This window comes from Micromonospora sp. AB353 (assembly GCF_049538395.1).
In the GTDB taxonomy this organism is placed as follows: Bacteria; Actinomycetota; Actinomycetes; order Mycobacteriales; family Micromonosporaceae; genus Micromonospora; species Micromonospora aurantiaca.
In genome coordinates this window covers 1-23,413 of the sequence record NZ_JBMVFV010000032.1, presented here as the reverse complement: position 1 = coordinate 23,413, position 23,413 = coordinate 1, and the positions used below count along the sequence as shown (strand labels likewise).

26 protein-coding genes and 1 tRNA gene are annotated in these 23,413 nt (G+C 73.3%); 23 read left to right on the top strand and 4 right to left on the bottom strand.

The window, feature by feature from the left end; genetic code table 11:
• Positions 1 to 39 precede the first annotated feature (39 nt).
• From ACPCK6_RS15560 to ACPCK6_RS15550, 3 genes are all read left to right on the top strand, one after another.
• Positions 40 to 810, top strand: coding sequence for a SurA N-terminal domain-containing protein (locus ACPCK6_RS15560; RefSeq protein ID WP_423481454.1), 771 nt, complete (start codon positions 40 to 42; stop codon positions 808 to 810).
• Positions 807 to 1,796: a nucleoside triphosphate pyrophosphohydrolase gene (locus tag ACPCK6_RS15555; RefSeq protein WP_423481453.1), complete on the top strand. Its 990-nt coding sequence runs from the start codon at positions 807 to 809 to the stop codon at positions 1,794 to 1,796. Before ACPCK6_RS15560 ends, ACPCK6_RS15555 begins: the two co-directional genes overlap by 4 nt.
• Positions 1,797 to 2,278: 482 nt before the next feature.
• Positions 2,279 to 3,898: a DUF885 domain-containing protein gene (locus ACPCK6_RS15550; RefSeq protein ID WP_423481452.1), complete on the top strand. Its 1,620-nt coding sequence runs from the start codon at positions 2,279 to 2,281 to the stop codon at positions 3,896 to 3,898.
• Between the two features lie 32 nt (positions 3,899 to 3,930).
• Here ACPCK6_RS15550 and ACPCK6_RS15545 read toward each other — a convergent pair whose 3' ends face one another.
• Together ACPCK6_RS15545 and ACPCK6_RS15540 are read right to left on the bottom strand one after the other, a co-directional pair.
• Positions 3,931 to 4,755 carry an NAD(+) diphosphatase gene (locus ACPCK6_RS15545; protein ID WP_423481451.1) on the bottom strand — a complete coding sequence of 275 codons (825 nt, stop codon included), beginning with the start codon at positions 4,753 to 4,755 and terminating at the stop codon, positions 3,931 to 3,933.
• Complete coding sequence (locus tag ACPCK6_RS15540) at positions 4,752 to 5,444, bottom strand: hypothetical protein (protein ID WP_396879957.1); 693 nt, start codon at positions 5,442 to 5,444, stop codon at positions 4,752 to 4,754. Before ACPCK6_RS15540 ends, ACPCK6_RS15545 begins: the two co-directional genes overlap by 4 nt.
• A gap of 212 nt (positions 5,445 to 5,656) precedes the next feature.
• On the opposite strand from ACPCK6_RS15540, the gene eno reads away from it, so the two are divergent.
• The 5 genes from eno to ACPCK6_RS15515 are packed head-to-tail and all read left to right on the top strand — an operon-like array spanning position 5,657 to position 9,668.
• Positions 5,657 to 6,940 (top strand): phosphopyruvate hydratase, encoded by a 1,284-nt coding sequence (gene eno / locus ACPCK6_RS15535; RefSeq protein ID WP_423481450.1) that lies wholly within the window; start codon positions 5,657 to 5,659, stop codon positions 6,938 to 6,940.
• 28 nt (positions 6,941 to 6,968) lie between these two features.
• Positions 6,969 to 7,604, top strand: coding sequence for an FtsB family cell division protein (locus ACPCK6_RS15530; RefSeq protein WP_423481449.1), 636 nt, complete (start codon positions 6,969 to 6,971; stop codon positions 7,602 to 7,604).
• Between the two features lie 23 nt (positions 7,605 to 7,627).
• The gene (locus tag ACPCK6_RS15525; protein ID WP_135243360.1) at positions 7,628 to 8,185 is read left to right on the top strand and encodes a DUF501 domain-containing protein; all 558 of its coding nucleotides are present in this window, start codon (positions 7,628 to 7,630) and stop codon (positions 8,183 to 8,185) included.
• Between the two features lies 1 nt (position 8,186).
• Positions 8,187 to 8,696: an amino-acid N-acetyltransferase gene (locus tag ACPCK6_RS15520; protein ID WP_396879958.1), complete on the top strand. Its 510-nt coding sequence runs from the start codon at positions 8,187 to 8,189 to the stop codon at positions 8,694 to 8,696.
• A gap of 42 nt (positions 8,697 to 8,738) precedes the next feature.
• A complete protein-coding gene (locus ACPCK6_RS15515; RefSeq protein ID WP_423481466.1) occupies positions 8,739 to 9,668 on the top strand; it encodes a Ppx/GppA phosphatase family protein in 930 nt (309 codons plus the stop codon).
• A 102-nt stretch (positions 9,669 to 9,770) separates the two neighbouring features.
• Here ACPCK6_RS15515 and ACPCK6_RS15510 read toward each other — a convergent pair whose 3' ends face one another.
• Complete coding sequence (locus ACPCK6_RS15510; RefSeq protein WP_176921700.1) at positions 9,771 to 9,959, bottom strand: hypothetical protein; 189 nt, start codon at positions 9,957 to 9,959, stop codon at positions 9,771 to 9,773.
• 178 nt (positions 9,960 to 10,137) lie between these two features.
• Between ACPCK6_RS15510 and ACPCK6_RS15505 the strand changes: the two genes are divergently transcribed.
• The 11 genes from ACPCK6_RS15505 to ACPCK6_RS15455 all read left to right on the top strand — a co-directional run bounded on the left by ACPCK6_RS15505 (position 10,138) and on the right by ACPCK6_RS15455 (position 19,087).
• Entirely contained in the window at positions 10,138 to 10,326 is a 189-nt protein-coding gene (locus tag ACPCK6_RS15505; RefSeq protein WP_318332418.1) for a hypothetical protein, read from the top strand.
• A 48-nt stretch (positions 10,327 to 10,374) separates the two neighbouring features.
• Positions 10,375 to 10,707 (top strand): PadR family transcriptional regulator, encoded by a 333-nt coding sequence (locus ACPCK6_RS15500; RefSeq protein WP_030271259.1) that lies wholly within the window; start codon positions 10,375 to 10,377, stop codon positions 10,705 to 10,707.
• Positions 10,704 to 11,627, top strand: a complete 924-nt coding sequence (locus ACPCK6_RS15495; RefSeq protein WP_423481448.1) for an HAAS signaling domain-containing protein — start codon at positions 10,704 to 10,706, stop codon at positions 11,625 to 11,627. The genes ACPCK6_RS15500 and ACPCK6_RS15495 overlap by 4 nt, the downstream gene beginning before the upstream one ends.
• A 235-nt stretch (positions 11,628 to 11,862) precedes the next feature.
• Positions 11,863 to 12,549 carry a dienelactone hydrolase family protein gene (locus tag ACPCK6_RS15490; RefSeq protein WP_423481447.1) on the top strand — a complete coding sequence of 229 codons (687 nt, stop codon included), beginning with the start codon at positions 11,863 to 11,865 and terminating at the stop codon, positions 12,547 to 12,549.
• Between the two features lie 19 nt (positions 12,550 to 12,568).
• Complete coding sequence (locus ACPCK6_RS15485; RefSeq protein WP_013284105.1) at positions 12,569 to 13,282, top strand: uracil-DNA glycosylase; 714 nt, start codon at positions 12,569 to 12,571, stop codon at positions 13,280 to 13,282.
• Positions 13,283 to 13,302: 20 nt separating this feature from the next.
• Positions 13,303 to 14,034: a DUF4129 domain-containing protein gene (locus ACPCK6_RS15480; protein WP_396879961.1), complete on the top strand. Its 732-nt coding sequence runs from the start codon at positions 13,303 to 13,305 to the stop codon at positions 14,032 to 14,034.
• A gap of 20 nt (positions 14,035 to 14,054) precedes the next feature.
• Positions 14,055 to 14,615 carry a hypothetical protein gene (locus tag ACPCK6_RS15475; RefSeq protein WP_396880397.1) on the top strand — a complete coding sequence of 187 codons (561 nt, stop codon included), beginning with the start codon at positions 14,055 to 14,057 and terminating at the stop codon, positions 14,613 to 14,615.
• Complete coding sequence (locus ACPCK6_RS15470) at positions 14,615 to 15,613, top strand: AAA family ATPase (RefSeq protein WP_396879962.1); 999 nt, start codon at positions 14,615 to 14,617, stop codon at positions 15,611 to 15,613. The genes ACPCK6_RS15475 and ACPCK6_RS15470 overlap by 1 nt, the downstream gene beginning before the upstream one ends.
• Positions 15,613 to 16,974: a DUF58 domain-containing protein gene (locus tag ACPCK6_RS15465; protein ID WP_396879963.1), complete on the top strand. Its 1,362-nt coding sequence runs from the start codon at positions 15,613 to 15,615 to the stop codon at positions 16,972 to 16,974. Before ACPCK6_RS15470 ends, ACPCK6_RS15465 begins: the two co-directional genes overlap by 1 nt.
• 114 nt (positions 16,975 to 17,088) lie before the next feature.
• Entirely contained in the window at positions 17,089 to 17,652 is a 564-nt protein-coding gene (locus ACPCK6_RS15460) for a hypothetical protein (RefSeq protein WP_396879964.1), read from the top strand.
• A gap of 103 nt (positions 17,653 to 17,755) precedes the next feature.
• Complete coding sequence (locus ACPCK6_RS15455) at positions 17,756 to 19,087, top strand: NAD(P)/FAD-dependent oxidoreductase (RefSeq protein WP_013284111.1); 1,332 nt, start codon at positions 17,756 to 17,758, stop codon at positions 19,085 to 19,087.
• Positions 19,088 to 19,145: 58 nt separating this feature from the next.
• Here ACPCK6_RS15455 and ACPCK6_RS15450 read toward each other — a convergent pair whose 3' ends face one another.
• Positions 19,146 to 20,975, bottom strand: a complete 1,830-nt coding sequence (locus tag ACPCK6_RS15450; protein WP_423481446.1) for a DUF6311 domain-containing protein — start codon at positions 20,973 to 20,975, stop codon at positions 19,146 to 19,148.
• A 90-nt stretch (positions 20,976 to 21,065) separates the two neighbouring features.
• On the opposite strand from ACPCK6_RS15450, the gene ACPCK6_RS15445 reads away from it, so the two are divergent.
• From ACPCK6_RS15445 to ACPCK6_RS15430, 4 genes are all read left to right on the top strand, one after another.
• Positions 21,066 to 21,146, top strand: a tRNA-Leu gene (locus ACPCK6_RS15445).
• 111 nt (positions 21,147 to 21,257) lie between these two features.
• Entirely contained in the window at positions 21,258 to 22,115 is an 858-nt protein-coding gene (locus ACPCK6_RS15440) for a Bax inhibitor-1/YccA family protein (protein ID WP_128138118.1), read from the top strand.
• Positions 22,116 to 22,240: 125 nt separating this feature from the next.
• Complete coding sequence (locus ACPCK6_RS15435) at positions 22,241 to 22,999, top strand: Bax inhibitor-1/YccA family protein (RefSeq protein ID WP_423481445.1); 759 nt, start codon at positions 22,241 to 22,243, stop codon at positions 22,997 to 22,999.
• Between the two features lie 17 nt (positions 23,000 to 23,016).
• Positions 23,017 to 23,337 (top strand): hypothetical protein, encoded by a 321-nt coding sequence (locus tag ACPCK6_RS15430; RefSeq protein WP_318332429.1) that lies wholly within the window; start codon positions 23,017 to 23,019, stop codon positions 23,335 to 23,337.
• Positions 23,338 to 23,413 lie beyond the last annotated feature (76 nt).

Below are 23,413 nucleotides of genomic sequence, written 5' to 3'. Positions count from 1 at the left end.
GAGTCACAGGCCGGTACGGGGCGTGAGAGAGTGACCCTCATGCGTGCTCGCCGTTCCCTCGTCGCTGTCAGCGTCGCGGCCCTCGCCGCGCTCTCCCTCGCCGCCTGTGGCCGCTCCGCCCCGGACGTCGCCGCGTACGTCGGCGACACCCGGTACTCCGTCGACCGGGTCGACGCGATCTACGAGGACGCGCAGCGGCAGTACGCGGACGCCGTCCGTAGCCAGGCCCCGCAGACGCCGTCGCCGGCGGAGCTGCGGTCCCCGGTGACCCGGCAGGACGTGCTGAACCTGCTGGTCGCGATCGACCTGGGTAAGCGTGTGGCGGCCGAGAAGGGCCTCCAGGTCACCGACCAGATCTCCCCGGAGCAGATCCAGCAGGCGCTCCGCATGCCGGCGACCACCGAGTACACGAAGCTGTGGGGCGAGTGGGTCGACCTCTCCGGCACGCTCCAGCAGAGCCTGCCCCCGGCCGACCTCAGCGACGAGTCCCTGATGGCCGTCTACCACGCCCTCGAGAAGACCGGGGCGATCCAGCCGGGCCTGAGCGTCGACCAGGTCCGGCAGGCGTTCGGCGAGGCCGGCTTCGTCCGTACCGCCACCGCGCTCAGCAGCGCGTTGCAGGAGCAGGCCGACAAGTCGGATGTCCGCGTCAACCCCCGGTTCGGCGTGACCGGCGTGCCGTCGCTCGTCAACACCGGCCAGTCGTTCGTCTTCTACTCCCTGCCGTACGTCGACAAGGACGGCCCGGTCACCGACATCTCCACGCCCGAGGCACCGGCCTCCGGCTCCCCGGCTCCCGGAGCCGCATGACCGCGCGGATCGTCCTGCTCGTCACCTCACCCCGGCTGCCCGCCGGCCTGCTGACCTCGGCCGCCTGGGACGCCGTACGCTCCGCGCCGGTCCTCGCCGGTGCGGAGAGCGAGCTGACCCGCGCGGTCCGGACGGCCGGCGCCGAGGTGAGCGTGGTGACCGAGGGTGCGACCCAGGCGCTGCTCGACGCCGCCGCCGCGCACGGCGGGGCGGTGTGGCTGGCCGGCCCGGCCGGCGACGAGACGCTGGCCCGTGAGCTTGGGCTGCGGCTTGCGCGCGAGCCCGGGCTGGCCGAGCTGGAGCTGATGTACGGCTCGTGGGATCCGCCCGGTGCCCGGCTGCTCGACGCGGTCGAGGTGATGGACCGGCTGGCCTCCCCGGGCGGCGACCCGTGGAAGCGGGCGCAGACCCACCGCAGCCTCGCGGGTTTCCTGCTGGAGGAGTGCTACGAGGCGTACGACGCGATCAGCGCCGACGACACCGACGCGCTTCGCGAGGAACTGGGCGACGTGCTGCTCCAGGTGCTGCTGCACGCCCGGCTGGCGGAGAACCTGCCGGAGGGCGAGAGCTGGACCGTCGACGACGTCGCGGGCACCCTGGTCGACAAGATGGTGCGGCGCAACCCGCACGTGTTCTCCGGTGAGCCGGCCGGTTCGATCGAGGAGATCGAGGCGAACTGGGAACGGATCAAGCGGGCCGAGAAGACCCGTGAGTCGGTGCTGGACGGCATCGCGCTGAGCCAGCCCGCGCTGTCGCTGGCCGCGAAGATCCTGGACCGGGCCGGTCGGGTCGGCCTCGCCGTACCGCCCCCGCTGGCCGAGTCGCAGGTGGACCCGGAGGCCCGGCTCGGCGCGAGCCTGCTGGCCACGGTCGCCGCGGCCCGTCATGCCGGCATCGATCCCGAGGCCGCCCTGCGGCGGGCCACCTTGGCGTACGCCGAAGCAGTCCGAGCCGCCGAACGCCCCACCCCGAACCACCCCACCTGACCCAGCCTCCCCCGCCCCGCCCCCGCGCCCCACCCTGCCCCCGCCCCGCTCCCCGCGATCTTGCACTTTCGGCCCGATCGGTGCCGCACATGCCCCATCTGCCCGGGCGCAGAGTGCAGGGTCGCCGAGCCGGACTGCCGAGCCGGACTGCCCGGCCGGACCTCGCCAGCCCCGCCCAGCCCCGCCCAGCCGTGCCCCTCCCAGCAGTCGAGATTCGCCGTCTGTATCCCGGGATCGCCGTAGATCTTGGTACGAAAGTGCCCCTATAGGGGCCGTTTCCGTCCAAGATCTACGCCCGCCCCCGGACGACGCGCGCTCGCGGCCGACCAACCGGCACGCCGGCAGACGTCGGCCTTCCAGGGGACTCCGGCGGCGATCAAGGGGTTTGGGTCGGGGGCGGGCTCGGGCGGGGACATCAACTCCTTGATCAACGGGGGGCGGCGAGGCGGGGGAGTGGGCGGGAGGGTCGGTAGGGTCGGGGGATGGAAGCGTTCGTGCCGCTGGCGGAGCGGATCGTGGAGGCGTTGCTGGAGAGCCGGCCCGGGCTGGCCACCTCCGTCGGGGATCACCGCTCCGACGACCGGCTGCCCGATCTCTCCGCCGACGCCCTCGCCGCCGACCAGGCGATGCTCAAGGACGCGGCCGACGCGCTCGCCGAGATCGACCCGGACGCGCTCGACCCGGCGGAGAGCGTCGACCACGCGCTGCTCACCAGCCTCGTCGACCGGGGACTGTTCGAGGCCACCGAGATCCGCGGCCACGAGTGGGATCCGCTGCGCCACAATCCGGGGCCGCTGCTGCACGCCCTGCTGGCCCGTCCCTTCGCCCCGGCCGAGGAGCGCCTGACCAGTCTCGCCGGGCGTCTGTCGGCCGTACCCGATGCGCTGTCGACGGCGCGCGCGACGCTGCGGGACATGCCGCGGGTCCACGCGGAGACGGCGGTCGGGCAGTTCGCCGGTACGGCGGCGCTGATCCGCGACGAGGTGCCCGGCCTGCTGGCCGAGGCGCCGGCGATGCGCGACCGGGTCGGTCCGGCGGCCACCGACGCGATCGCTGCGCTGGAGGAGTTCGTGGCCTGGCTGCGGCAGGGCCTGGCCGCGGACGCCGGCCCGGGGCGTGACCCGCGGCTGGGCCGGCGGCGGTGGGAGGCGCGGCTGTGGCACACGCTCGACACCGAGCTGAGCGCCGCCGAGGTGCAGCGCCGCGCCTGGGCCAACCTCGACCGGGTCACCGAGGAGATCCGCGCGGCGTCGGTCGAGCTGGTCGGTGGTCCGGCCGACGACGAGACGGTACGCCGGGCGCTGGACCTGCTCGCCGCCGAGCACCCGGACGACGCCACGATCGTCGACCTCGCCTCGGTCACGCTGGACGAGGCGAGTGACTTCGTCCGCCACCACGACCTGGTCAGCATGGTCACCGATCCGTGCGTCATTCAGGAGATGCCGGAGTTCGCGCGCGGCGTGGCGGTGGCCTACTGCGACTCGCCGGGCCCGCTGGAGACGGCCGACGTACCGACGTTCTACTGCATCTCGCCCACCCCTGCGGACTGGCCGGCGCAGCGGGTCGAGTCGTTCTACCGCGAGTACAACGACCACATGATCCGCAACCTGACCGTGCACGAGGCGATGCCCGGTCACTTCCTCCAGCTCGCGCACGCCCGCCGGTACGACGGCCCGACCCGGGTACGCGCGCTCACCGAGTCGGGTGTGTTCGTCGAGGGCTGGGCGGTCTACGCGGAGGAGCTGATGGCCGGGCTCGGCTTCGGCGGTCTGCCGGTGCGGTTGCAGCAGCTCAAGATGCAGCTCCGGATGACCATCAACGCGCTGCTGGACCAGCTCGTGCACTGCGACGACCTGCCCGAGTCCGAGGCGATGGCGCTGATGACCGGGCGCGGTTTCCAGGAGGAGGGCGAGGCGGCCGGCAAGTGGCGGCGGGCGCTGCTCACCTCGACGCAGCTCTCCACGTACTTCGTCGGGTACAGCGAGATGGCCGACATCGCCGCCGCCCGGCCGGACGGCGTGACGGTGCGCGACTGGCACGACGCCATGCTGGCGCACGACTGCCCGCCGCCGCGCCATCTGCGCACGCTGCTGGGGGTGTGAGGCTCACCGCCGGGCGGCGGCCCGGCCTGCGGTCACCGCCGGGCGGCGACCGCGTCGATCAGCCAGCGCGACAGGGAGTACGCGGGCGGCAGCTCGGCGGGCAGCGCATCCACCGGGAACCAGCGCGCCCCGGTCAGCTCGATGCCGTCGACGACGGGTTCGGCGGCCGGGTCGGTCACCTCGGCGGTGAAACCGGCGAGCAGCGTGCCCGGCCCGGACAGCGCCCAGGGTTGGCTGTCCACGTACACCGGTCGCCGCAGCGTCAGGCCGACCTCCTCGGCGACCTCGCGGTGCACCGCCGCCTCCAGCGATTCGCCCGCCTCGACGAACCCGGCGACGAGCGCCCACAGCTGCGTCGGCCCCTGCGCGTGCCGGACCAGCAGCAGTTCGTCTACGCCACCCGCCGGTCCGGGGCGGGTGATCGCGGTCAGCACCGCGACGGACAGGGGCAGGAACGAGGTGAGCCCGCAGTCCGGGCAGCGCCGCGCGGTCTCGCCCGGCACGTCGGCCAGCTCGGCCCGGCACGCCCCGCACCACCTGTGGGTACGCCGCCAGGTGACCACGGCGAGCGCCCGCCCGGCGAGGTCCGCGCGGGGTGCGGGCAGCTCGGCGGCGAGGCCGCGCCAGCCGCGCCACCGGCCGGGAAGCGACTCCGGATCGGTCACCTCGGCCGCCCACGCCGGGACGCCGTCGAGCGTGCCGACCGGGATCCAGGCGAGGTCGCCGGGTAGCGCGTCGATCCGCAGCGGCTGCTCGTCCGGGCCGGTCAGCAGCTTCCGCCCGGACACCGGCAGCGCCAGGTCGTCCGGGTGCGGCGGCCTCCCGTGATCGGCAGCAGGCAGGAACCCCGTGGTCATGACGTGGACGGGCGGCGGTCCACCACGCCGGCGCCGGCCGGAACCGCGAACGCGGCCGCCTCGACGCTCTCGGTGTAGCGGCTCAGCGTCACCTCGGCGGGCTTGCCGTCGAGCGTGCCGGAGAAGCTGCCCAGCACGCCCTCGGTCGTCACGCAGGCGGTGAAGCGTTCCCCGTCGTGGGTGACGTCGACGCAGGTGGCGTGGCGGCCGGCGAGCGTGGTGTCGCTCTGCTCGATGACCGCGTCCGGCGCGAGCGCCGCGTCGGTGAGCAGCCGGATCACCGCGGGCGGCGTGACCAGGCCCTGCTTGCGCGCCTCGTCGTAGACGATCACCGACGGCTTCCCGGCGGTGAGCACTGGCGGCGAGACGGTGCAGGAGGTACGGGCGGCGGTGCTGGCGCACCGGGTCACCGACTCCTGGGTCACCGTGATCTTGCCGCCGGGCCAGGTGTACGTGGAGCGCAGCGGCTTCTTGGTCTGCGCGATCGAGGCGGTCCGGCCGCCGTCGATCTGGTAGTCGGCGGCCCAGGTCTGCTCCAGCGCCCGGTCCATCCGCGCGGCGAGGTCGTTGACCAGGTCGGCGCGACCGAGCGCGACGTTCGCGTCGTCCAGGGCCTGACAGCCGGTGACCGAGAGCGACGCGATGACCGAGGCGGCGAGCACGCGGAGAGTCGTCGAGGCGGCAGGCATGATGCCCAGCCTTGTCGATCGACGCAACGTCTCGCAAACCGGTTGCCGGTTGACGACCGGTAATCCGGGAATGTCCGTCTCAGCAGGCGCCTCGGGGGCCGCCCCGAGCGGGGTGCGGCAGGGCGGGGACCGATACGCTGCGTTCAACACCTGCCTCAGCCGCACCGTCGCGGCCCATACGGACCGGAACCACACAAACGAGGAGCGACTCAGTGGCAACCATCGAGGGAATCGTCGCCCGGGAGATCCTGGACTCGCGGGGCAACCCGACGGTCGAGGTCGAGGTCGGGCTCGACGACGGCACGATCGCCCGCGCCGCGGTGCCGTCCGGCGCCTCCACCGGCGCCTTCGAGGCGGTCGAGCTGCGCGACGGTGACAAGGATCGCTACCTGGGCAAGGGTGTCGAGAAGGCGGTCGCGAACATCGAGGACCGCATCGTCGACCAGCTCATCGGCTACGAGGCCAGCGAGCAGCGGCTGATCGACCAGAAGATGATCGACATCGACGGCTCGGACAACAAGGGCGAGCTGGGGGCGAACGCCATCCTCGGCGTCTCCCTGGCCGTGGCGAAGGCCGCCGCCGGCAGCGCCGAGCTGAGCCTGTTCCGCTACCTGGGCGGCCCGAACGCGCACCTGCTCCCGGTGCCGATGATGAACATCCTCAACGGTGGCGCGCACGCCGACTCGAACGTCGACATCCAGGAGTTCATGATCGCGCCGATCGGCGCGCCGACGTTCCGGGACGCGCTGCGCTCGGGCGCCGAGGTCTACCACGCGCTGAAGTCGGTGCTGAAGAAGAAGAACCTGTCGACCGGCCTGGGCGACGAGGGCGGCTTCGCCCCGAACCTGCCCACCAACGCCGCCGCGCTGGACCTGATCGCCGAGGCCGTGGAGAAGGCCGGCTACCGGCTCGGCACCGACATCGTCTTCGCGCTCGACGTGGCCGCCACCGAGTTCTTCGACAACGGCACCTACACGTTCGAGGGCAGCGCCAAGAGCGCCGAGGAGATGAGCAACTACTACACCAAGCTCGCCGGCGACTACCCGATCGTGTCGATCGAGGACCCGCTGGCCGAGGACGACTGGAGCGGCTGGGCCACGCTCACCGCCGCGCTCGGCGACCGCATCCAGATCGTCGGCGACGACCTGTTCGTGACCAACCCGCAGCGCATCGCCCGGGGCATCGCCGAGCAGGCCGCGAACGCGGTGCTGGTGAAGGTCAACCAGATCGGCTCGCTCACCGAGACGCTCGACGCCGTCGACCTGGCCCACCGGGCCGGCTTCAAGTGCATGATGAGCCACCGTTCCGGCGAGACCGAGGACACCACCATCGCCGACCTGGCCGTCGCCACCGGCTGCGGGCAGATCAAGACCGGCGCGCCGGCCCGCTCGGACCGGGTCGCCAAGTACAACCAGCTCCTGCGGATCGAGGAGGAGCTGGCCGACGCGGCGCGGTACGCCGGTGCCGGCGCCTTCCCGCGCTACCGTTCGGCCTGAGCGAGCGCTCCGGGGGAGGGGTGTGACGATGCAGCAGCGCCGCACACCGGGTGGCCAGCGGCCCGCCCGTCGGCCGGGTCAGCCCGGCCGGACGGGCGGTGCCCGGGTCCGGTCCACGGCACGCGACAACGGCGTCCGCGCGGAGGCGCGCGCCGCCGGCCGGTCACCCGGCGCGTCCCGTGCCACCGACGGCGTACGCTCCGCGAGCCGCCCCGCCGCGGCCCGGCGTACCGCCGCCGGTGGCCCGGTCAAGCGGCTCACCGCACCCCAACCCCGGCGCTTCACCGGGCGCGCGACAGTGCTGTTCGCGGTGCTGATCGCGCTCGCCCTGGCGTACACCTATCCGGTCCGCGTCTACCTGGACCAGCAGGCCGACATCGAGCGGATGGAAGCCGCGCAGGCCGCCCAGCGGGCCGAGATCGAGCGGCTCACCGCCGAGGCGGCCAAGTGGCAGGACTCGGAGTACATCAAGACGCAGGCCCGGGAGCGGTTCTTCATGGGCAAGCCGGGCGAGACGCTGCTCGTGGTGCTCTCCGACCCGGAGGGCGCCGCGAAGGACGCCGGCAAGGGCGCGAAGCCGGGGGCGCCGAAGCCGCCCGCGCCCTGGTACGACACCCTGTGGTCGAGCGTGCAGGCGGCCAACGCCGACCGCCAGGACAAGTGAGCTTTGATTCGAGAGGCACAACCTTGAGCGTCGTACCACCGCAGGAGCCGGCGGCGGACTCCGTACCCCCGCCGGAACGCCAGCCGGCCACCGAGGCCGACCTGGCCGCGGTGGCCGCGCAGCTCGGACGCCCGCCGCGCGGCACCCGCGCGGTGGCCCACAGGTGTCCGTGCGGTCTGCCCGATGTGGTGGAGACGACACCCCGGCTGGCCGACGGCACGCCGTTCCCGACGCTGTTCTACCTGACCTGCCCGCGTGCCACCGCGGCGTGCAGCCGGCTGGAGTCGGCGGGGTTGATGAAGGAGATGGCCGAGCGGCTCGCCGAGGATCCGGAGCTGGCGGCGCGGTACCGGGCGGCGCACGAGGACTACCTGACGCGCCGGGAGGCGATCGGTGAGGTGCCGGAGATCGCCGGCATCTCGGCCGGCGGCATGCCGGGGCGGGTGAAGTGCCTGCACGTGCACCTGGGGCACGCGCTCGCGGCCGGGCCGGGGGTCAACCCGTTCGGTGACGAGACGCTGGCGCTCGTGGAGAAGTGGTGGGCGGCCGGCCCCTGCGTGGACGTGCCGCCGGCGGAGTGAGATGAGCGCCGACGAGATCACTGTGCGGCGGGCCCGCACCACCGATGTGCGCGGTATCCGTCGGCTGGTGGACACCTACACCGACGACCGGCGGCTGCTCAGCAAGGCGACTGTGACGCTGTACGAGGACGTGCAGGAGTTCCGGGTCGCGGTGACGCCTGACGGCACTGTGGTCGGCTGCGGCGCGCTGCACGTCATGTGGGAGGACCTGGCCGAGATCCGGACGGTGGCGGTCGACCCGTCCTGCCGGGGCCACCGGATCGGGCACCGGATCGTCGGCGGGCTGATCGACGCGGCACGGGAGCTGGGCGTCGCCCGGATCTTCGTGCTCACGTTCGAGACCGGCTTCTTCGGCTCGTTCGGCTTCCGGGAGATCGACGGCGCACCCGTGCCGCAGCCGGTGTACGAGCAGCTCCTGCGCTCGTACGACGAGGGTGTCGCGGAGTTCCTGGACCTGGAACGGGTCAAGCCCAACACCTTGGGCAACACCCGCATGCTGCTGCGCCTCTGAGCGCGGGCGGGCTGCCGTAGGGTGGGCGCCGTGAGTGCGCGTGTGGCAGCCATCGACTGCGGGACCAACTCGATCCGACTGCTGATCGCCGATCTGCCCGAGGCGTCGGCCGGGGACGCGGCGCCGCTGCGCGACGTCTCGCGGCGGATGGAGATCGTCCGGCTGGGGCAGGGCGTCGACCAGACCGGCATGCTCGCGCCGGAGGCCATCGAGCGGACCCGCGTGGCGCTCGCCGACTACGCGGCGGAGATCGAGAAGTCCGGCGCCGACCGGGTACGCATGTGCGCCACCTCGGCCTCCCGCGACGCCTCCAACGCCGCCGACTTCCGCACCATGGTCGAGCGCACGCTCGGCGTACCGCCCGAGGTGGTGACCGGTGACGAGGAGGCACGCCTGTCGTTCACCGGCGCGGTGCGCGGCCTGCCCGCCGACGCCGAACCGCCGTACCTGGTGGTCGACATCGGCGGCGGCTCGACCGAGTTCGTCGTCGGCACCCGCGCCGACGGGGTGCGCGGCGCGATCTCGGTGGACATCGGCTGCGTCCGGATGACCGAACGCCACCTGCACGACGACCCGCCGACCGCGGCGCAGATCGCCGACGCCGAGGCCGACATCGCCGCCGCCGTCGACCGCGCGCTCGCCGCCGTGCCCGGCCGCGAGGCCGCCACGCTGGTCGGCCTCGCCGGTTCGGTCACCACCGTGGTCGCCCTGGCGCAAGGGCTCCAGGAGTACGACCCCAGCCGCATCCACCACGCCCGGGTCTCGTACGAGCAGGTGGCCGAGGTGACCGCCGACCTGCTGGGCAAGAGCAGTGAGCAGCGGCTGGCGTACCCGGTGATGCACCCGGGGCGGGCCGACGTGATCGGCGCGGGCGCGCTGGTGCTGCGGGTGATCATGGAGCGGGCCGGGATGCCGTCGGTGGTCGCCTCCGAGCACGACATCCTCGACGGCATCGCCTGGAGCCTCGCCTAGCCCTCATCTTCTCGCCCGCCCCTTCGGCGGTGATCAAGGAGTTCGTGTCAGATCCGGACGCCTCCGGGTACGCAAAGTCCTTGGTCAACGGGACGGGCGGGGTTAGTCCGTCGCCAGGTCGGGGCGGTGTTCCCTGATCCACTTCTCGACGTCGGACTTCCGCCAGACCTTGCCCATCGCCAGCACGGCGATCGGCTCCGGGAAGTTGCGTTGGTTGGCGATCACGGATGCGCGCTGACGCGACACGTTGCCGAGCATCGCCCGGATCTCCGACACGCCCACCAACTCCACACGTTGACGATGGCAGCGTCGGCGTCGCCGAACAGCGACAACTACGGAGGCTATTGACGTTGACAACAGGGCGCGACACGATCGGGGGATGACCGTGAGGAACTGTTCTCCCGTACCCGATCGCAGTCGCCGTGCGGTGCGGCCGCACGTACCGATGCGGCCCCTGTGGTTGTGCCGGGTGTGCGCGGCCCCCTGGCCGTGCCAGCCGGCCCGCCTGTTGCTGCTGCTGGACTACCGGCGCGACCGCGTCGCCCTGTCGATCCACATGGCGGGCTGCCTGTTCGACGCCACCGCCGACCTGATGGCCGCCAACCCGAACCCGGCCGACCTGTTCGACCGTTTCATCGGGTGGACCGCCCACCCGTAGGTGCTGTGTCGTTGACGGTAGTGCGCAATGCGCACTAGTGTGCGGAGCGTGGATACCACGCAGCTCCTCAAGGGCGTGCTCGACCTGGCGGTGCTCGCCGTGCTCAAGGACGAGGACGGATACGGCTACGACATCCTGCGGCGGCTGCGCGAAGCCGGTCTGACCGAGGTCGGCGACGCCTCGGTCTACGGCACGCTGCGCCGGCTGTTCGCCGCAGGTCTGCTCACCACGTACGTGGTGCCGAGCGAATCCGGGCCGCACCGCAAGTACTACTCGCTCAACGCCGCCGGGCGTGACCAGCTCACCCGCTCCGGCAAGACCTGGCGCTCGTTCGCCACCACCATGGACGCACTGCTCGACGATCGGGGGATGGCGGCATGACCGTCACTGGGCAGGAGATCACGGACTACGTCGACCGGGTACGCGCGGCGCTCGCCGACCTGCCGCCGGCGGTCCGCGACGAGCTGACCGAGGACCTTCCGGAACACCTCGCCGAGGTGGCCGCCGAGGGCGAGGGCGCGCTCGTGGACCGGCTGGGCACCCCCGAGGCGTACGCGGCCGAGCTGCGCGCCGCCGCCGGCGCCGGGGAGGGGCGGCGACCGGCGCGCTTCCACCGGCTGGCCGAGGCGCGGGAGCGGGCGGCCACGCAGATCCGTCTGCTGGATCGTCAGCTCGGCCCGGTGCTCGGGCACGAGACGGTGAGCGACTTCCTGCGTCCGCTGCGCCCGGCCTGGTGGCTGGTGCGTGGCTGGCTGGCCGCGTTGCTGATCAGCGTGATGGTGGACGGTGGCCGGCCCGGTCTGCTGCCCCGGCCGGACGACAACGCGTCGGCCGGCCTGCTGCTGCTCATCGGCGCGGTGGTCGCGTCACTGTGGCTCGGCCGCCGTTCCGCGGGCTTCACCGGCTGGCCGCGCCGCCTGCACCGGCTGGGTACGGCCGGGCTGCTGCTCTTCGGCTTCGCGGTGCTCGTCGATGTGGACCGGAACGCCAGTTCCGACGTCTACAGCGGCTACGAGCAGACGTCTGTCGACCGGCGGTACGACCGGATCGAGGACGTCTTCGTCTACGACCAGCAGGGGCGGCTGATCCGCGACGCGCAGCTGTTCGACCAGAACGGCGTGCCGATCCGGCTCGGCTGGCCGAACTGCCTGGACTCGTCCGGCGCCGTGCCCGCACCCCGCAACGCCTACCCGTACTGTCCGGAGCTGGCACCGTTCGGCGCACCGGCCTCCCCGTCGATCGCCCCGCCGGCACCCGCACCCACAGACAGCCCCACCCCAACCGCCCCCACAACACGCTAGCGCGCCCGATCCCGCGAGATCTTGGTACGAAACGGCCCTCATGGGGGCCGGAATCCTCCAAGATCTCGCGGGCCTGCGGCACGAGGCGTCCGGCGGTCGTCTGTGAGGTCGACAGGAGGTGAATGCCACTGTTGTTCCGTCTTCCCCGCGCCGGTGACGGCGTGGCACGCTACCGGCACGTAGCAGCCAACTGGGCGACCAGCCAATGATGACTGACCGCTAGGAGGACGGGCCCATGGGCGAGATGGTGAGCTTCACCGGCAACGGGGGGACGAGCGAGGGGTATCTCGCGATACCCTCCGGCGGTGCGGCCAGCCCGGCGGTCATCGTCATCCAGGACTGGTGGGGACTGGTGCCCCACGTCCGGGCCGTGGTGGACCGCTTCGCCGAGGCCGGCTTCGTCGCCCTCGCGCCCGACTTCCGGCACGGCGGGCCGGCCGTGAAGCCGACCGAGCCGCGGCTGATGCTGAACAGCCCCCAGATGGACGAGGCGGCCAGCGACATCGCCGCCGCCGCCGAATACCTGGCGAGCCGGTCCGAGGTCGCCGGCAAGGTGGGCTGCGCCGGGTTCTGCGCGGGCGCCAGCCTGGCCCTGTGGTCCGGCACGTTCTCCGAGCGCATCGTCGCGACCGCCGGGTTCTACCCGCGCCTGCCCTGGGAGGGGATGGCCACCGACTGGGCCGACTACGCCGGGAAGGCAGCGCTCATCCACTGCTCCGAGGCGGACGGCCTGTCCGCCGCCGACGGGGTGCAGAGCGTACGCCGGTCCATCGAGTCCGCCGGCGGCACCTGCCAGACGTTCGACTACCCGGGCACCTCGCACGCGTTCTTCAACGAGGACCGGCCCGAGCACTACGACCAGCGGGCGGCCGCCACCGCCTGGGCCCGCACGCTGGAGCTGTTCCGGGCGAAGCTTGGCTGAGTCGCGTACCCCGCAGGACGTGGTCGCCCGCGCCGCGCGGGCGGCCGACCTGGCCGACCTCGACGGCGCGGTCAGCGACTGCTTCGCCTGCCCGCGCCTGGTGGCGTGGCGGGAGGAGGTCGCCCGGGTCAAGCGGGCGGCCTTCCGCGACCAGGACTACTGGGGGCGGCCGGTGCCCGGCCTCGGGCCGGCGGACGCCCGGATCGCGATCCTCGGTCTGGCACCGGCCGCGCACGGCGGCAACCGCACCGGCCGGATCTTCACCGGGGACCGGTCCGGTGACGTGCTGTTCGCCGCGTTGCACCGCGCCGGGCTGGCCAACCAGCCGACGAGCGTGTCCGCCGACGACGGCCTGACGCTGCGCGACACCCGCATCTTCGCCGCCGTGCGGTGCGCGCCGCCGGACAACAAGCCCACCCCGGACGAGCGGGACACCTGCGCGCCGTGGCTGCACCGCGAGGTCGAGTTGATCCGGCCCACGCTGCGCGTCGTGGTCGCGCTCGGCGCGTTCGCGTGGGCCGCGTGGTGGCCGGTGCTACGCCAGGTGTACGGGCAGCGACCGCCCACTCCGCGACCGGTGTTCGGCCATGGGGCACACTGGTCCGGCGAGTCGGTGCCGGCGTTGCTGGGCTGCTATCACGTCAGCCAGCAGAACACGTTCACCGGCCGGCTCACACCGGCGATGCTGGACGACGTGTTCACCCGGGCGAAGGACCTGGCCGGGGTGGACTGAGGAGCACCTGGGGCGGTGGGATGGATTTCGGCGTACTGCGCAGGTGGTGGCCGGTCGCCGCGGTGACGGTGCTGCTCGCGCTCGCCGCGTTCGCCGCCGGTCACTCCGCCATCGGGGCCAGCCGGATCCCGCCCGCCGCCGACACCATCCCGTACGTGCCGGAGTACCCGTCGCCCGAGGCGGTCCCGTCGATCCCCGTCGAACCCCGCGACGTGGGCGAGTCCACGGCGGGCGGTGTGCCCGACTGGCTGGCCACCGCCGCCGTGGCGTTGCTGTCCGCGGCGGTGCTGGGCGCCGTCGGGTACGTCCTGTGGACCGTGCTCCGGGGCGCGCTGCGGCGCACTACTCGCGCGGTTCCGGTGCGGCGCACCAGGCGTACCGCTGAGGGGACCGCCCGCGAGGTGGTGGCCGCGCTCGACGCCGGACTCGTCGAACTGGACGACCGTTCCACCGACCCGCGGACCGCCGTCATCGCCTGCTGGGTACGCCTGGAGGAGGCCGCCGAGGACGCGGGTGTGCCCCGGCACACCGGTGACACCCCGACCGACCTGGTCGGCCGGCTGCTGCGCGGCGACGCGGCGGCCGGGATCCCGGCGATCGCCAGCGCCGACGTGCTCGACGGGTTCGCGCACGTCTACCGGGAGGCCCGGTACGCCACGCACCCGGTCGACGAGCACACCCGGGACCAGGCCCGCGCCGCGCTGCGCCGGCTGCGCGGCGAGCTGACCAGCCTGGCGGGGGAGGCGTCGTGAGCACCAGCATCGACGACCTGATGTCGTTCGGCGAGGAGCCCGCCGGGGAGGACGTGCGCCCCTCGGGGAGTGGCCGGGCGCGCCTGCTGCTGCGGAGTGCCGCGGTCACCGCAGCCGTCGTCGTCGTGGTCGTGGTCGGGCTGCGCGCGGTCGGCCTGAAGGTGCCGATCTGGATCATCGTGGCCGGGGTGCTCGCCGTGCTCGCCGTACGCCGGGTCACCGCCGCGCTCTCGCCTCCGCCGCCGCCCCGCGCGGGCGTCCGGGCACCCGCCGGCGAGGAGCCCGGCACCTGGAACTGGTCCGCCCGGGACGCGCTGCGTACCGCGATCAACGGCTGGGAGCGGCCGCTGGACTGGTCCTCCGACAACCGGGAGCGGTTCACCGAGCGCATCCTGCCGCGCCTCGGCGAGCTGGCCGACGAACGGCTGCGCCAGCGCCACGGCGTCACCCGTGAGTCCGACCCGGCCCGCGCCCGGGCGGTGCTCGGCGAGCCACTGTGGACGTTCCTCGCCACCCCCGTCCGCCGCCCCCCGTCGCCGCGCGACCTCGCGGCGATCGTCGCCGAACTGGAGAAGATCTGATGAACGACGTGGACCGGAGCATGGCCCCCGCCGAGGTGGGCCGGCTCGCCCGGGCCGTCCTGGAGGCGGTCGGCACCGTCGTGGTCGGCAAGCGGGACGCGCTGGAGCTGGTGCTGGCCGGCATCCTCGCCGGTGGTCACGTGCTGCTGGAGGATCTGCCCGGCCTGGGCAAGACGCTCACCGCGCGCTGTTTCGCGCAGGCGCTCGGGCTGGACTTCCGGCGGCTCCAGTTCACCCCGGACCTGCTGCCCGCCGACGTGACCGGCTCGTTCCTCTACGACCAGAGCAGCGGCGACTTCGCCTTCCGCGCCGGGCCGGTGTTCACCAACCTGCTGCTCGCCGACGAGATCAACCGGACGCCGCCGAAGACGCAGTCGGCGCTGCTGGAGGCGATGCAGGAGAAGCAGGTGTCGGTGGAGGGCGTGACCTACCGCCTGGACGAGCCGTTCCACGTGCTCGCCACCGCGAACCCCATCGAGTACGAGGGCACGTACCCGCTGCCGGAGGCGCAGCTCGACCGGTTCCTGCTGCGGGTCTCGTTCGGCTACCCCAGCCACGACGAGGAGTGGGACGTGCTGCGCCGCCGGATCGCCCGCCGCCGCGAGGAGGCGGAGATCAAGCCGGTGGTGGACGCCGCCACGCTGCGCGCCATGCAGGCCGCGCTGGAGGACGTGGTGGTCGAGGACTCGGTCGGCCGCTACATCGTGGCGCTCACCGCAGCCACCCGGGAGCATCCGTCGGTGCTCGTCGGCGCGTCCCCGCGCGGCTCGCTGGCGCTGCTGCTGCTGTCCCGCGTCCGGGCGGTGCTCGCCAACCGGGACTACGTGGTGCCGGAGGACGTCAAGGCGGTGGCGGCGCCCGCGCTGGCGCACCGGATCACGCTGCGGCCGGAGATGTGGCTGCGCCGCGTCGACCCGTCGTTCGTGGTCGGCGAGGTGCTGGAGTCGACGCCCGCCCCGGCCAGCGGCGCGCTGCCCAGCTACGCCACCGGACGCTGATGGACCGGGCCGACGCGGCGAGCGGCTGGGCACCCACCTGGGCGCTCGGCCGGGCCGTGCTGCTCACCGGCGTGCTGCTCGTCGCGGCCGTCCTGCTCGGCCGCATCGACCTGGTGGTGCTCGCCACGCCGTTCGCGCTCGGGACCGCGTACGCGCTGCGCCGCCGCCCCGCCGGGCTGCCCGAGCTGGAACTGGGCGTGGGGGACACCCACCTGGTCGAGGGCGCGCCGCTGGCCGCCAGCGTCGCCGTGGCCAACCCCGACCTGATCGGGTACGACCTGGCGGTGGTCCGGACCCGGATGTCGCGCTGGCTTCGGGTGGAGCAGGTCGGCTTCGGCGGCACCGGGCTGGACGTGAGCCGCTCCGGCGGGGCGGACCGCCCGTTCGTCACCTCCGTACCCCCGGGCAGCGCCGTCGACCTGGAACTGACCGGCACCGCCCTGCGATGGGGACGGCACCCGATCGGCCCGGCCGGGGTGCGGGTCGCCGCCGCCGACGGGCTGCTGGTCTCCCGCGCGGTGCTCACCGACCCGATCCGGGCCCGGGTCTATCCGCGTACCGAACCGTTCGACGCGGTCGAGGCGATGCCCCGGGCCGCCGGGCTGGTCGGCGCGCACCGGTCGCGGCGGCCGGGCGAGGGCGGCGAACTGGCCGGGGTACGCGTGTTCGCACCCGGTGACCGGCTGCGCCGGATCGACTGGCGGGTGTCGCTGCGGGCCCGCCAACTGCACGTCGCCGCCACGCTCTCGGACCGGGACGCCGAGGTGGTGGTGCTGCTGGACGTACTGGCCGAGGCCGGGCGCTCCGGTGGCGTGAACGGCACGGCGTCGGTGCTGGACACCACCGTGCGGGCCGCCGCCGCGATCGCCGAGCACTACCTGCACCGCGGTGACCGGGTGTCGATGCTGGAGTACGGCCCGGCCGCCCGCCGGCTGCGTCCGGCCACCGGCCGGCGGCAGTACCTCACAGTGCTGGAGTGGCTGCTCGACGTGCAGGCCACGACGTCCCCGCACGAGCCGTACGACCAGGTGTTCGGCCCGCAGGTGCTCTCCTCGGACGCCCTCGTGGTGGTGCTCACCCCGCTGCTCGACGAGCGGTCCGCGCAGATGCTGGCCCGGCTGGCCCGGGGCGGCCGGTTCGTGGTGGCGGTGGACACGCTGCCGACCGAGCTGCCGGTGCCGAAGGAACGCGGCTGGGCCGAGGTGGCGTACCGGCTGTGGCGGCTCGACCGGGACACGATGATCGGCCAGCTCCGCGAGCACGGCGTGCCGGTGGTGCGCTGGGCGGGCGCGGGCAGCCTGGACGAGGTGCTGCGCGACGTGTCGCGCCTGGCGACCGCCCCGAAGGCAGGGCTGCGGTGAGCGCGAGGAACGCAGCCAAGCGGAGTCCCGCAGTCGCGAACGAAAGGCCGGCTCGGTGAGCGCGAGGAACGCAGCGAAGCGGAGTCCCGCAGTCGCGAACGAAAGGCCGGCTCAGTGACGGACGCCCTGGTCGAGCGGGTGCGGGCGCTGCGGTACGCGGCCGCCCGGGTCAGCCCGCTGCCGCTGCTCGTCCGCGGCGGCATCTTCCTCACCGTGCTGGCCGGCTTCCTGCTCGCGTACCCGGTGCAGGCCCTCACCCCGCGCTCGCTGCTGGCCATGACGGTGGCCGCGGTGCTCCCGGCGGCCGGGCCGCGCCGGATCTGGCCGACGTTCACCGCGCTGGTGACCGTCGGCGGCTGGCTGCTGGCCACGCTCGGCTTCGACCGGCCACCGGCGCTGTGGCGGCTGCTCGCCGTGGCGACGCTGCTCTACCTGGCGCACTCGCTCTGCGCGCTGGCCGCGCTGCTGCCCTACGACGGTCTGATCGACCCGGACGTGGTGCTGCGGTGGCTGGGCCGGGCGGGCGGCGTGGTGCTCGCCAGCGCCGTGCTCGGCGTGGTGCTGGCGTGGCTCGGGGGAGTGGGCGGCACCGACGGCTCCCAGGCCGCGACAGTGGCGGGACTGCTGGTGGCGGTGGGGCTGAGCGGGTTGCTGGGCTGGCTGCTCCGGCGCAGGTGACCCAGCGTTCCAGGGACGTTGCGCAGGTCACACCGGTTGTGCTCCGTCACAGAAGGGGGTCTCGCGCGGGATTACCCGAAGCACCCGGGGAAAGATAGATGACGTGAACCCGAAGCGGATCCTTGTCGTGGGTGCCGGTCACGTGGGCCTGTACGCCGCTCTGCGCCTGTCCAAGAAGCTGAGCAGGCGTGAGGCGGAGGTCATCGTCGTCGACCCGCAGCCGCACATGACGTACCAGCCGTTCCTCCCGGAGGCATCGGCGGGCAACATCTCCCCTCGGCACGCCGTGGTGCCGCTGCGGCGGGAGTTGCGCAAGTGCACCGTGGTGGCGGGCACCGTCACCCGGATCGACCACGACCGCATGACCGCCGTGGTGCAGCCGATCAGCGGCCCGGCCCGGGAGATCCAGTACGACCACGTGGTCGTCGCCCCCGGCTCGGTCTCCCGCACCCTGCCGATCCCCGGCCTGCACGAGAACGGCATCGGGTTCAAGACCATCGGCGAGGCCATCTTCCTGCGCAACCACGTGCTGGACCGGCTCGACGTGGCGGCCTCCACCACCGACCCGGCGGTCCGCAGCCGTGCGCTGACGTTCGTCTTCGTGGGCGGCGGCTACGCCGGCATCGAGGCGCTCGCCGAGATGGAGGACATGGCCCGGGACGCGCTGCGCTACTACCCGGAGCTGAAGCCGGAGGACATGCGCTGGGTGCTCGTCGAGGCCACCCAGCGGGTGCTGCCCGAGGTCGACCGGGACATGGGCGCCTACACGGTGCAGCAGCTGATGAAGCGGGACATGGACATCCGCCTGGACACCCGGCTGGAGTCGTGCGTCGACGGTGTGGTGAAGCTCTCCGACGGCGACAGCTTCCCGTCCGACACCATCGTCTGGACCGCCGGTGTGAAGCCGTCGCCGATGCTCGACGCGACGGACTTCCCGCGTGACGAGCGCCGCCGGGTCACCTGCCGGCCGACGCTGCAGATCGTGGACGGCGACCGGGTGGTCGAGGGCGCGTGGAGCGCCGGTGACTGCGCCGCCGTACCGGACCTGACCAAGGAGCCGGGTAACTTCTGCTCCCCGAGCGCCCAGCACGCGGTGCGGCAGGCGGCGCGGATGGCCGACAACATCGCGAACGTGATCCGCGGGCGTGAGCCGGTCGACTACAAGCACAAGCACGCCGGCAGCGTGGCGAGCCTCGGCCTGCACAAGGGCGTGGCGCAGGTCTACGGCATCAAGATGACCGGCTGGCCGGCGTGGTTCATGCACCGGACGTACCACATGTCGCGGATCCCCTCGTTCAACCGCAAGGTGCGCGTGGTTGTCGACTGGACCCTGGCGTTCTTCCTCAAGCGTGAGGTGGTCGCGCTGGGCCAGCTGCACGACCCGCGCGAGGAGTTCGCCGAGGCGTCCGCCCCGCCGGTCGCCGCGCGCGTCTGACGCCTGCCGGACGAAAGGCCCTTCCCGTACGCGGGAGGGGCCTTCGCCGTGTCCGGGATCAGAACCGCCAGGTCCAGGCGTCGGCGAGCCGCGTACCCGGCCGCCCGAACAGCTGCTCCACGGTGCGGCGCAGCATCTCCGCGTGCGGCGTGTCGTCTGTCACCGCGACGCACGAGGCGTGCCAGAACTCGACGTCCCGGGCGGCCTGGCGGCGTTGCCGGTCACCGATCGCGGGCGCCACGCCCCGGCGGGCCACGTCGGCGAGCAGCGCCGAGGTGGGACGCTGCCAGGTGCCCATGGTGGCCGTGCCGTGCGGGCCGTACGGGCCGATGAAGAAGCCCTCCGGCATGGCGAACGCGACGCCGGTGGCGGTGGCCCAGCGCATCGGCCAGGGATCCTGCGGGGTGGCGGTGGGCACCGGCACCAGCACCCCGCCAGGGCGTACGCACTTCTGCCAGTGGCCGCCGGTGACGAACTCGGGCAGCGGCGGCCGGTCCATCGTGGGCAGCGGCGTGGGGAAGACGCTGAGCAGCGCCGCGCCGGCCGCGAACGGGACGACCCGGCGGGCCCGGCCGGATTCGCCGAGCGCCCGGTGCACGGCGAGGGTGAGCACGGTGCCGACGAGCGGCAGCACCGCCAGCGCGAAACGCATCGGCAGCGCGCCGTCCACCACCGGCAGCCCGGCCAGCAGCGCGTACGGGCCGGGGATCCCGGTCCGCTCACCGCCCGCCACCACCTGCGGGCCGAGCGCCAGCGCGGCCATCGTCAGCGCCCCGGCCACGAGCGCCACCACCGGGGCCCGCCGCCCCAGCCAGACCGCGAAGGCGGCGGCGACCAGCAGCAGCGGCCAGCCCAGGAACGTGGTGAACTCGGCCGGGCCGGTGGTGAGCCGTACCGCCTCCGGGCTGCCGAACACCGTCAGCGCGGACAGGCGGGTCCAGCCGATCAGGTCGGCGGAGAAGTAGGCGGGCGGGAACATGCCGTCCGCGACGCCCTGCGGGCCGGCGAACTGCACCCACAGCGGGTACGCCAGCACCGGCAGCGCCAGCCCGGCGGCGACGAGCAGGCCACCGGCGAACCCGGGCCCGGCCCGGCGCAGCAGGTCCCGGTCGGCCAGCCCGTACGCGACGGCGGTCACCGCCAGGGTGAGCGCGGCGAGGAACAGCACCTCCTCGCCGACGAAGACCTGCACGGTGACGACCGCGGCGAGCCCGGCCGCGGAGGAGGCCATCCGGCGGCGGTCCGGGCCGTCCGGGCGACCGGACGGATCGGCGGCGCGCAGCAGCCGGACCACGAGCCAGACCAGCACCGGGACCAGCCACTGCGCGGTCATGTGCAGGTGGCCGTTGCTCTGCGAGACCATGCCCGGCCCGAAACCGCAGAGCGCCGCGCCGAGTACGGCAGCGAGCCGGCGGGCCCGCAGGACGCGGGTGAACAGCAGGTACCAGGCGAGCGCCGTACCGGCCATGTTCCCGGCGACGAGCAGCGCGAACGTGACAGGCGCCCCGAACGCCAGCGTGACCGGGGCGAGCAGCACGCCGAGCGCCACGACCGAGGTGTTCGCCATCAGGTTGACCCCGTCCGGCGCGTTCAACCGGCCGGTGACCAGGCTCAGCTCGCCGCGCAGGGCACGCGCGTCCAGCGCCAGGAACCACTCGTACAGCGTCTGGTCCGTCGGGTTGAGGGCGAGTGCGCGCGTGCCCGGCGCCGGCCAGAGGCCGTGGGTGAGCCAGGCGGCGAGCGCGACGAACGCCAGCCCCACGAGCAGGTCCGCGCGGTGCCGCCGGACGACAGCCGTCACCCGCCGCGCGACCCCCGCCGGACCGGCCGCCCGGCGGTGATCGGGCCGGAGGGCCGGGCGGGCGGCGCTGGTCACGGCCTCGACCATAACGGCCGCAACCGCCGGGGTACGCCGCGTCGCGGACGAGCCGCTACGGTGAGATCTGCACCGCCGCGTGTCGACGCGCCGGTGTCACCCGCCCGGGTGGTGGAACGGCAGACACGGCCGCCTTAAAAGCGGCTGCCGCAAGGCGTGCGGGTTCGACCCCCGCCCCGGGCACGTGAACTCTCAGCTTTCCCACAGCTAGCCGTGGCGCGCGCGATTGCGCCCACGTCTACCCTGGAGTAGCACGTCTTTCGTGCGATCGACCCCCTGAGGGAGGCCTGAGAAGTGAAGACGTCGAACCCGGTGCTCGCCCGGCTCGGCCAGGCGGCAGAGCGTGAGCGGGCGGCCGGGTACGCCCAGCCCGGGCCGTATGGACAGCCCGGATACCCCCAGCAGTACCCGCAGCAGCAGTACCCCCAGCAGCCCTACGCCCAGCCCTACCCGGGCGGCTACGGCCAGCCGGTGGCCCCGCCCACCGTGACCCCGATGACCCTCGACGACGTGGTCGTCAAGACGGTCCTCATGCTCGCCATCCTCGGCGCCTCGGCCGCTGCGGCCTGGGTGCTCGTGCCGGACTCGCTCGTCGGCGTCGCGTGGATCGGCGCCGCGGTCGTCGGCCTGGTGCTCGGCCTGATCATCTCGTTCTCGCGGATGGCCAACCCGGCGCTCGTCGTGGCGTACTCGGTCATCGAGGGCGTCTTCGTCGGCATGGTCAGCAAGGCGTTCGAGTCGCTCTACGACGGCATCGTGCTCCAGGCGGTCGTGGCCACGTTCGGCGTCTTCTTCCTGATGGCGATGATCTACAAGGCGCGGATCATCCGGGCCACCCCGAAGTTCGCCCGGATCATGGTGGCGATCATGGCCGGCCTGTTCGGCGTGATGCTGGTCAACCTGGTGCTGGCGCTGTTCGGCATCAACACCGGCCTGCGTGACGGCAGCCCGCTGGCGATCGGCTTCAGCCTGGTCTGCATCGTGGTGGCGTCGCTGAGCTTCGTGCTCAACTTCGCCGACATCGAGGAGGGGGTCCGGATGGGCCTCCCGCAGCGCTACTCCTGGACGGCTGCCTTCGGCATCGTGGTCGGCCTGGTCTGGCTCTACATCGAGATCCTGCGGCTGCTCAGCTACTTCCAGGGCGACGACTGACATCACGCCCTCCCCGACGACGCCCGCCTGCCGCATCCGCGGCGGCGGGCGTCGCCGTTTCCCCGCCCCCGCCGGGCCGCCCGGGGCAGAGTGGGATCCGGGTACGTGGGCGGGAGGTGGTCACGGTGCGCAGTGCCAACCCGGTGCTGGACCGGCTGGACGACGTCGGCCGTACCGAGCGGCAGGTACTCGGGGTCGGGACCGCCGACACGATGACTGTCGCCGACGTGGTCAGCCGGACCGTGGGCCTGCTGCTGGTCACCGGCGTCACGGCGGCGGTGTCCTGGGTGGTGGTGCCGCAGGCCGCGTGGATCTCCGCCGCGCTCGCCGGGAGCGCGCTGGCCAGCCTGGCCCTGGTGCTCGTCATCTCGCTGAAGCAGATCACCAGCCCGCCGGTGATCGTCGGGTACGCCGTGCTCCAGGGGCTGCTGCTCGGGGTGGCCAGCCGCGCCTTCGAACTGGTCTATCCGGGCATCGTGGCGCAGGCGGTGGTCGGCACGTTCGGCGTCTTCCTCGGCATGGCGGTGCTCTACCGGGCCCGGCTGGTACGCGCCACCCCGCGCCTGGCCCGGCTGGTCATCGGCATGCTCGTCGGGATCGTGGCGATCGGCCTGGTCAACCTGTTCGCGTACCTGTTCACCGGGCGGCAGGGGGTGGTCGTCTACAGCCTCAGTGACCAGGTGGGCTGGTTGCCGTACCTGTTCTCGGTGGTGGCGATCATCTCGGGCGCGCTCAGCTTCATCCTCGACTTCGACCTGGTCGAACGGTCGGCCGCGAACCGGCTGCCCCGCCGCTACGCCTGGTACTGCGCCTTCGGCCTGCTGGTCGGGTTGATCTTCCTGTACTGGCAGATCCTCCGCCTGCTCAGCTACGTACGCCGCTGACCGTAGACTCGGCGGCGATGAGCGCAGCGGAACTGGACCGGGCGGTGACCCTGCTGGTCCGACAGGTCGGGCACTGGCAGCAGCCGCGCTGGTCGGCCAAGGCGGACGGCGGCAACGTGTCCCGGGCCGACCTGGTGCACAAGCTGGTCCAGGAGATCGCCAACCTGGCCGCCGACGCGGCCGGTGAGCCGCGCCGCGACGTGCCCCGCCTCCCCAGCGACCTGGCCCTGCCCGACCAGCTCCGCGTGGTCACCGCCGACCTGACGCTCGCCGACCCCCCGGACCAAGTCCTGGCCGCCGCCACCGACGCGGTGACCCGAACCCGCACCGCCCTCTGACCCGCCCTCTGACCCGCCCTCGCCCCGCCCCCGCCCTTGGCCCCGTTGATCATGAAGTTGGCGGCGACAAAACGGG

Excerpts from the sequence above, each read along its gene's own strand:
- ACPCK6_RS15470 (WP_396879962.1), top strand. The coding sequence starts at position 14,615 with ATGAACGACGTGGACCGGAGCATGGCCCCCGCCGAGGTGGGCCGGCTC.
- ACPCK6_RS15540 (WP_396879957.1), bottom strand. The coding sequence starts at position 5,444 with ATGCCTGCCGCCTCGACGACTCTCCGCGTGCTCGCCGCCTCGGTCATC.
- ACPCK6_RS15465 (WP_396879963.1), top strand. The coding sequence starts at position 15,613 with ATGGACCGGGCCGACGCGGCGAGCGGCTGGGCACCCACCTGGGCGCTC.
- ACPCK6_RS15495 (WP_423481448.1), top strand. The coding sequence starts at position 10,704 with ATGACCGTCACTGGGCAGGAGATCACGGACTACGTCGACCGGGTACGC.
- ACPCK6_RS15550 (WP_423481452.1), top strand. The coding sequence starts at position 2,279 with ATGGAAGCGTTCGTGCCGCTGGCGGAGCGGATCGTGGAGGCGTTGCTG.
- ACPCK6_RS15560 (WP_423481454.1), top strand. The coding sequence starts at position 40 with ATGCGTGCTCGCCGTTCCCTCGTCGCTGTCAGCGTCGCGGCCCTCGCC.
- ACPCK6_RS15555 (WP_423481453.1), top strand. The coding sequence starts at position 807 with ATGACCGCGCGGATCGTCCTGCTCGTCACCTCACCCCGGCTGCCCGCC.
- ACPCK6_RS15480 (WP_396879961.1), top strand. The coding sequence starts at position 13,303 with ATGGATTTCGGCGTACTGCGCAGGTGGTGGCCGGTCGCCGCGGTGACG.
- ACPCK6_RS15530 (WP_423481449.1), top strand. The coding sequence starts at position 6,969 with ATGCAGCAGCGCCGCACACCGGGTGGCCAGCGGCCCGCCCGTCGGCCG.
- ACPCK6_RS15450 (WP_423481446.1), bottom strand. The coding sequence starts at position 20,975 with ATGGTCGAGGCCGTGACCAGCGCCGCCCGCCCGGCCCTCCGGCCCGAT.
- ACPCK6_RS15430 (WP_318332429.1), top strand. The coding sequence starts at position 23,017 with ATGAGCGCAGCGGAACTGGACCGGGCGGTGACCCTGCTGGTCCGACAG.
- ACPCK6_RS15490 (WP_423481447.1), top strand. The coding sequence starts at position 11,863 with ATGGGCGAGATGGTGAGCTTCACCGGCAACGGGGGGACGAGCGAGGGG.
- ACPCK6_RS15520 (WP_396879958.1), top strand. The coding sequence starts at position 8,187 with ATGAGCGCCGACGAGATCACTGTGCGGCGGGCCCGCACCACCGATGTG.
- ACPCK6_RS15475 (WP_396880397.1), top strand. The coding sequence starts at position 14,055 with ATGTCGTTCGGCGAGGAGCCCGCCGGGGAGGACGTGCGCCCCTCGGGG.
- ACPCK6_RS15545 (WP_423481451.1), bottom strand. The coding sequence starts at position 4,755 with ATGACCACGGGGTTCCTGCCTGCTGCCGATCACGGGAGGCCGCCGCAC.